A 7,157-nucleotide genomic window follows, 5' to 3' on the forward strand; every position below is an offset into this window, starting at 1 on the left:
TCTATGGAAAAACAGAATAGCTTGACTCCGTTTGACTATACGTTAACTATAATTGGCGGCAAGTGGAAAATGAAAATCATGTATCAATTAACCAGCCAAGAGGTTATACGCTACGGTGAGCTCAAGCGGCGCATTCCAAACATTACTCACAAGGTCCTGAGCTCCCAGTTGAAGGAGCTAGAAGAAAGCAATATTCTCAACCGGAAAGAATATCAACAAACACCTCCTAAGGTGGAGTATTCTTTAACTCCAAGGGGCAGAACCTTGATGCCGATTCTGGAGGCTATGTGCAAATGGGGGATGCACAATCTCCCTAGTAATTTAAGTATCGAACCTGTAGAAAATAGCAGCTACGAACCAGACAGTAACATATAGTGGAGGTCATATAGGTTGAAAAAATGGATAAAAGTTTCTGTGTACTCTATTCTAGGCATATTGATTGTGGGAATTATTATTTTTATTGGTTGGTCCCAATTTACTTATAAACCAACCGAAGAAGCTCTCTCATTAGTAGAACATAATAAAGATGACGGTAATTTAGTGTTTGGACAGAAAGAATCTACAACAGGGATTATTTTTTATCAAGGAGCAAAGGTAGAAGTAGAGTCTTATAGTTATTTGGGAAAAGAACTTAAGAACAATGGTTATTTTGTTGTCATGCCTAAATTACCATTAAACTTAGCAGTACTCGGAACGAATGCAGCAGACAGTATAATTGAAAAATATCCTGACATTCAAAAGTGGTATGTTGTTGGGCATTCACTTGGTGGATCTATGATTTCTAGGTATGCCTTTCAAAATGAACAAAAGGTAGACGGTATTATTTTCTTAGCTTCTTATCCAGCAGATGATTTCTCTACAAAATCAATTCCTATGTTATCCATTTATGGTGAAGTAGATGGCTTAGCCACTGTAGAAGAAATAAAAAGTAGAGAAAATGTAATGTCAAAGAATACAACGATGCACATGATAAAAGGAGGGAATCACGCTAACTTTGGTATGTATGGTAAGCAAAAAGGGGACAATGCTAGTTTAATTACTCCAGAAACTCAACAAGATGAAACAATAAAAGTCATGCTCGACTGGTTAAAAAAACAACAATAAACTACCTCAAGAGCAGGGTGAACAGGTAGCGACAGACCTTTCGATCTAGAGAAGAGATACTACAATAGGGCTACACTTCCTTGGCGTCCCTACAAACAGGAGCCGACCGTATGGCCTGAAGGACTCGTGCCAGGCAAAGGCGGGGAGTGTGGCTCGTTTATCTACGGAGAGATGGGAGTCACAAGGGCGATCTTCCTGTCGCTACCTAATTATCGCGCCCTATGAATGTTCGTCTCCTTCGTACAGTTCTAATGATATCGTCTTGCTCTCGAACATAAAAAAAGACCGTTTACATTAATGGATACTGATGGTAAAATCAACATCATTACTTCATGTATAAACAACGGGTAATCAATCACAGGGAGGGCGATATTGAGTCACCATCTATTTCAAGTATGGGTGACATTAAATAGTAACGAAGACTAGCAGCCAGTTTATCGCACTTACATCTTCAAGAACAATCAAACTTCACAACCCTTTTACTCCATTCACTCCTACACAATTACCACTAAACCCCACAAAAGCTTGAAAACAATATCTATTTCTATTATCCTTACACTTACCTCAAAGACAGTTATGAAGCAGCTAAAAATGATTCACGTTAGCACAGAAAATTGAAAAGTCTTTCGATACAACTGAATCTATACTAAGGGATTCCTTCTTAAAATTGTTGCTCTCATGAAGGTTTTTTCTGTCATGCCTTTTCTGGCATACCAACTCTCATACATCTGAAATAATGCGCATCAAATGTGACGTATGGATATCTATCATCTCTCTTATCAGATGAGTGTGTTCATTGTGCTGTGTATCGTTCACTTCAGCATCTTTAAAAGATGTGATTGACCAAATTAGGAGGGATACTATGAACGTTTTATCAAAAAAAGCATTGTCATTGTTTTTGGTAGGTGCAATGAGTCTTTCATTTTGGGCTCCTATAAGTGAAGCAGCAGTTCCAGAAAAGAATCAATATTATAATGTTAAGTTAAAGGCTAATCTCAACACACAGTGGGATAATCCTAATTCAAGCCAATCTAATAACGCCGGCGTTAATCTACACTATGCACATAATGGTGACAATCAAAAATACGTATTTTTCCCACTAGATGGAGGATTGTATGCTATTGTAAATAAAAGTAGTGGTAAAACTACTTCATTTGCGAACTGGACCACAGAACAGTTGGTACAACATACTTGGACTGGCGACACTAGACAACAGTGGTATTTACGAAACCAAGGAAATGGTTATTATGAAATTGTAAACCAAGAAAATGGAAAAGTCGCATCTTATGCAGTATATAATGGGGCAGAGTTTCTAGATCTGGATCATGCAAATTCTTCTGATCCCTATCGGGTATTTCGACTTTCAGCAGCTAATACCAGCATTACGTTACCAACTTTGCCGGCAATAGGAACTAGACCGAGTGCTCCGGTTTATACAACAGGAAATGTCGATGAACAATTACCTGATACTTCAAGCTCTGCTGTAGTTGGAGCGACTTTATTACCATTTATCGTAGTACAGGATAACCAAGCGAGTGATTATACAAAAATAAACACTTCACCTTACTATACTCTGGTGAAGGAGGAATACTGGGAGAAAACATTCTCAGCGGTTGTTCCGGCTGGACTTACTTATAATTATTCATTTACATCAGGCGTGAGTTCTGAGGATCAACGAACGTTGACGGATACACTTTCAATAACTGTCGGAGCGGATTTTGGGTTTGCATTTAAAGCAATAACAGCATCACTGAGAACCGAAATCACGAAATCATTACAAACATCCGTTAGTTCAACTACTAGCAGAGCAACGGAAGAAACCATTTCAAGTAGTGTAACAAATCCATCTGGGATAACAACAGGGTATACAGGATATCAACTGGTAACAAAATATACGTTAAAGAGAGCAGATGGCACACTTGTTCAAGAACCTTGGATTATAAAAAACAACAAGATAACAATCGCAAGAAAAAATCCTCCGCAATAATAATTGATAAGCTAATTGCAAAAACCGTTTCTCCATTAAGGGGAACGGTTTTTTATTTCAAATGAAACAACAACCAAGTTAGAATTGCACGGTAGCCGATCAATTCTAAAGCGTAGATAGCAAAGTTACTTCCGTATTGACCTGAATCGGGGAAGCAGCAGTGGAAGTAGTAAGCCGCGCCAACCGAACTCTCCCAGCCCTCCAAGCAGATAGGTAGCGTAAGAGGCACAAGTGGCCACTTCCATCTTCTCCTGCTTGATGGATATAGATTGCGTATATGCACCAGCTGCATTATCAGTAGCGATAATAGGTGGGAACCCTGTAGGTTTAGCGGTAGCGAAATAGTAGAACATCTGTCTGGGCTAGATATCCACGCAAGAAACTTTCATGGGAGAACTGTTTCATTTAGCATTATGTCATCAACTTCTTGCCATTTTCATTTGACAAGAAGTTGATGACTTTTCCATTTTTGATAAGAACATTAAGACATTACCTATTAGCACCGAGAACTACGTGTAAGGGTATGTCCGACTAAATGCTGGTTACATATGAGTTTAGCTAAACTTGAGGCACGTCTTTCTGCCCTTGAGTCCACCGAGTGTGGAATTATTTTCGTAGTAAAATCACATCATCAAGTGAATCATCCGTATCTAAATATCGGGAATCGCTACCATGTATATATTTATTGAAAAAGTCCAGCAGCAGCGTATTCATAATCGTTTGCATCTTGTCGGGATCGATATCTCCAAGTACTTTGAATTCCACTTCTTTCTCATCAATCACGATCTTTTGTATTTCATTTTCAGCCATAATATCGGTGTAATCGGTAAAGTTATTATGCGTACTCTGTTTAACCGTTACCAAATAGGAATCATGTTCAGCATTTAAAAATGGAAAGGTGAGGTGGGGGCCCACCTGCATGCTGTCATGCTGCATCATTAGAGTTGGTTTCGAAAAAGGTTTCGACCATTTCGAGTTATAATAGAAACCATCCAGATTGGCGCTCGCTTTGATGAGATCGCAACTATGTGTCAGCCCTAATGCAGCTGCCCCTCCATAGGACATGCCGAACGCACCAATCTTGTCTTTATCGATATGGTTGGACACCAAGTTCGCTCCTTGCTCGGTAGGATTCAACAGCATCTCAAGTGCAACCAAGCAGTCCTGCAACCAAACGTCCATATGAGCCAATATTCGGGGCTGGCTGTCCATCATTTCTTTATATTTCGTGTAGTGTTGTTCAAAGGTTGCATCAGTACCCTCTTTGGTGAGCCAAGTTGCATAATTAGGAAAGAGTTCCTTGTCATTTGAAAAGTCTACTAAAAAATCCGCCTGCATGTCCTTATCCATCGTGATCACTTCGCCATTAGGCAGCTCATACGAACCTTCACCTTGATGGCCTATGCTCAAGACAATATACCCGTGAGATGCTAGTTCCTCGCATTGTACGGTATTCGCTTCAAGGTACACACTGTATCCATGATTGAACAGCAGCAGTGGATGCTTGCCCTCGGATATAGGCGCATTCAAATATGAATTCGTTTCAATGCCCTCAGTCCCAGGGAGAATCTGTTCACTTACATATTTTTTGAGTGTCCCTTCGTCTACTTGATTCGCCGGATAAAAACAAAGGCAGGGGATTAGCCGCTTTTTTTCGTCCTTTTCCTTCTGCGTATATTCAAACATCAAATGTATACAGCCAACTGCGTAACGGCCGCTAGGTTTTCTAAGTTTGTGTGCTGCTTTGAACTTCGGAATCATTAACATGCAAATCTCTCCTTCCAATTGGCTTGTGTTCAAAACTATCGTACAACATTGAAGCAAGTATTCGAAGGTTTTCGGAAAATTTCATTAAAAAGAACAGTACAGCATGAAATCATAAATATAAAACAAGCAGGAAGTGGGACAGTGATAAAAAGCTGTCTAGTTCTACAGCATAAATAGAATATAAACTTACATCTTGGTTTTTCTTAAACACTATGATCAATTTCACTAGATTATTCGAAGATATCGGTAAAATATGATAGTATATCAATCTAGTTTAAAAGATATAAGGGGGTAATTGTATGCAAATACTATTAATTAGGCACGGGGAATCGGAAGCAGATATTTTAAACATGCATGAAGGAAGAGCAGATTTTGAATTAACGGAAATGGGTAGAAGACAAGTGGGAGCTTTAGTACATAAAGTGAAAAATGACTTTCCCCCAGATTTTATCTGGGCAAGTACATTAAAGAGGGCGCGAGAAACTGCTGAAACATTAGCGGATGCTATTGGTTGTCCAGTGAAGTTTGAAGAAGAATTAATGGAGTTTAATAACGGTATACAGGCTGGCATGTCTTTTGAAGAAGCAAAAAAGCATCCTGTACCAAAATTTCTTCATGATCGTTTTGAAAATGGGGAATCATTTATAGAGTTTCGAATGAGAATTGAAACGATATTTTCTAAAATTGTGACAGAAAATAAGTATGAACGGATTGCGATTGTAGCTCATGGTGGAGTAATTATTAGTATATTACGCGCTTTTTTCCTAATGCCAATTAACATGGATTACTATTTTAAAATCGGGGATACAGGGATTAGTATGATTGAACTTACGGATAAAGAAAAAGTAATTCATTTTATCAACGATACGAATCACTTAGATTGTATATAGGTGAAAATCTCATTTTGTTTTCGACTGAAATAACAGGGTTTGTGTGTTGTAAAAAAAGTTGGTTTCAGGAAACAAATGTTTCGATATAATGAATTCATGGATAGTATATTTACAAAAGCAGGGAGGAGCCATCCATGAGTTTCGAGCAAGAAATAAGGATATATAGAGAGAATCATCCTCAAAAAACAATGACTATTAACAATGTGCAGTTTCCGTACATGCTATCGGGAAAAGGGAAACATACCTTGGTACTGCTTGCTGGTGGAGGCGGTGTGTCGGAAGCATTTTTCAAACATGTGCAGGCTCTGGAGCCCCATTATCGAATATTGACCTTTGATTATCCTGCCGGATATCCGACAAGTGATAGTTTGGCCGATGCCATTGCCCAATTGATCCGGACTGAGGATTTACGGAATGTTTATCTTGTGGGTCAATCTTTCGGAGGTATGCTCGCCCAATGCATAGCCAAGCATCACCCGGATGTTGTGTCCGGCTTGATTTTAAGCAATACGGGTACGATTATGGCCAACATGTCGTCGGATGCGAGAAGCTTGATGAGATTGAAGAAGAAAAAGTTTAAAAAAGCAATGACCCTCGTTAGATGGTTGCCGTTTGGTTTGATTCGTTCCCTCATGTTAAAAAATGTGTTAAAAAATATGAAGAAGAATGACCCTAACGAAACTCTGTACGTCCATAACTTCTTCAAGTTCATGTTTCTTCAGTTGAACCGAAAAAAAGAACTTCACATGTGCGCATTGATTCTTGATTTTATGGATACACAAACCTTCTCGAAGAGCGACTTTACCTATCTGGACGGTAAAATACTGCTGCTACAATCGATTGACGACGACACATTCGGTTCGGAGATACCGGATCTGCTGGTCGATCTAATGCCCAATCCACGCGTACAAAGAGATATGTCCGGAGGACATTTGCTCATATTGTTAAATTTCGAAGCATATATCGACGAGATCAAAGCTTTTGTAAGGGACTAAGCACGAGAGCGGATATGGTGTTAGCCTAAGGAAGTTCTGGAAGCAGCCATTGCATGTAAGGCGTTCTCAAAATAGCTATATACTTCATCTGCAATTCCCAGAAACTCTTCAACAGGTACATTACTATCCACGTAACAAGCATACAGATAATCAACTAAAGCGGAGTCAATCTCACAATAGTTTATTATGGCATTCTTCATCTTAATAATATCATCTTGCCATTCACCTTCATCTTCTAGAACCAAAGAGTATAATGCACGAATTAATCTCTTAGAGTAACCTTTAATATATTGGATCGGCTACACTTAGTTGGACAATAAAAATAAGGGCTAGTAGAATGAAGAGAATAATACTAGGAGCGGATCTACTATGCCAAAACAAAGACGTACATTTACAGCAGAATTCAAAAGACAA

Annotated in this window: 7 protein-coding genes and 1 pseudogene; 5 read left to right on the forward strand and 3 right to left on the reverse strand. The window is 39.0% G+C overall.

The window, feature by feature from the left end; translation table 11 throughout:
* Positions 1–3 precede the first annotated feature (3 nt).
* The 3 genes from IFO66_RS22005 (at position 4) to IFO66_RS22015 (ending at position 3,091) form a co-directional block, all read left to right on the forward strand.
* Positions 4–375 carry a winged helix-turn-helix transcriptional regulator gene (locus tag IFO66_RS22005; protein ID WP_192027193.1) on the forward strand — a complete coding sequence of 124 codons (372 nt, stop codon included), beginning with the start codon at positions 4–6 and terminating at the stop codon, positions 373–375.
* 15 nt (positions 376–390) lie between these two features.
* The gene (locus tag IFO66_RS22010; RefSeq protein WP_192027185.1) at positions 391–1,104 is read left to right on the forward strand and encodes an alpha/beta hydrolase; all 714 of its coding nucleotides are present in this window, start codon (positions 391–393) and stop codon (positions 1,102–1,104) included.
* 862 nt (positions 1,105–1,966) lie between these two features.
* Positions 1,967–3,091, forward strand: coding sequence for an RICIN domain-containing protein (locus tag IFO66_RS22015; protein WP_192027186.1), 1,125 nt, complete (start codon positions 1,967–1,969; stop codon positions 3,089–3,091).
* A gap of 52 nt (positions 3,092–3,143) precedes the next feature.
* Here the strand turns inward: IFO66_RS22015 and IFO66_RS22020 are convergent, their stop codons facing one another.
* A complete protein-coding gene (locus tag IFO66_RS22020) occupies positions 3,144–3,320 on the reverse strand; it encodes a hypothetical protein (RefSeq protein WP_192027187.1) in 177 nt (58 codons plus the stop codon).
* Between the two features lie 377 nt (positions 3,321–3,697).
* The gene (locus IFO66_RS22025; RefSeq protein ID WP_192027188.1) at positions 3,698–4,858 is read right to left on the reverse strand and encodes an alpha/beta hydrolase; all 1,161 of its coding nucleotides are present in this window, start codon (positions 4,856–4,858) and stop codon (positions 3,698–3,700) included.
* A gap of 299 nt (positions 4,859–5,157) precedes the next feature.
* Between IFO66_RS22025 and IFO66_RS22030 the strand changes: the two genes are divergently transcribed.
* Positions 5,158–5,748 carry a histidine phosphatase family protein gene (locus IFO66_RS22030; protein WP_192027189.1) on the forward strand — a complete coding sequence of 197 codons (591 nt, stop codon included), beginning with the start codon at positions 5,158–5,160 and terminating at the stop codon, positions 5,746–5,748.
* A gap of 134 nt (positions 5,749–5,882) precedes the next feature.
* A complete protein-coding gene (locus IFO66_RS22035) occupies positions 5,883–6,743 on the forward strand; it encodes an alpha/beta hydrolase (protein ID WP_192027190.1) in 861 nt (286 codons plus the stop codon).
* 20 nt (positions 6,744–6,763) lie between these two features.
* On the opposite strand, the pseudogene IFO66_RS23920 reads toward IFO66_RS22035, so the two are convergent.
* Positions 6,764–7,036, reverse strand: a pseudogene (locus IFO66_RS23920) (nucleotidyltransferase); the annotation flags it as partial.
* Positions 7,037–7,157: the final 121 nt, after the last annotated feature.

This window comes from Paenibacillus arenosi (genome assembly GCF_014841135.1).
Lineage (GTDB): Bacteria > Bacillota > Bacilli > Paenibacillales > Paenibacillaceae > Paenibacillus_B > Paenibacillus_B arenosi.

Bases quoted from the DNA above. Each gene is read 5' to 3' on its own strand.
- IFO66_RS22005 (WP_192027193.1), top strand. From the start codon at position 4: ATGGAAAAACAGAATAGCTTGACTCCGTTTGACTATACGTTAACTATA.
- IFO66_RS22015 (WP_192027186.1), top strand. From the start codon at position 1,967: ATGAACGTTTTATCAAAAAAAGCATTGTCATTGTTTTTGGTAGGTGCA.
- IFO66_RS22025 (WP_192027188.1), bottom strand. From the start codon at position 4,858: ATGTTAATGATTCCGAAGTTCAAAGCAGCACACAAACTTAGAAAACCT.
- IFO66_RS22030 (WP_192027189.1), top strand. From the start codon at position 5,158: ATGCAAATACTATTAATTAGGCACGGGGAATCGGAAGCAGATATTTTA.
- IFO66_RS22035 (WP_192027190.1), top strand. From the start codon at position 5,883: ATGAGTTTCGAGCAAGAAATAAGGATATATAGAGAGAATCATCCTCAA.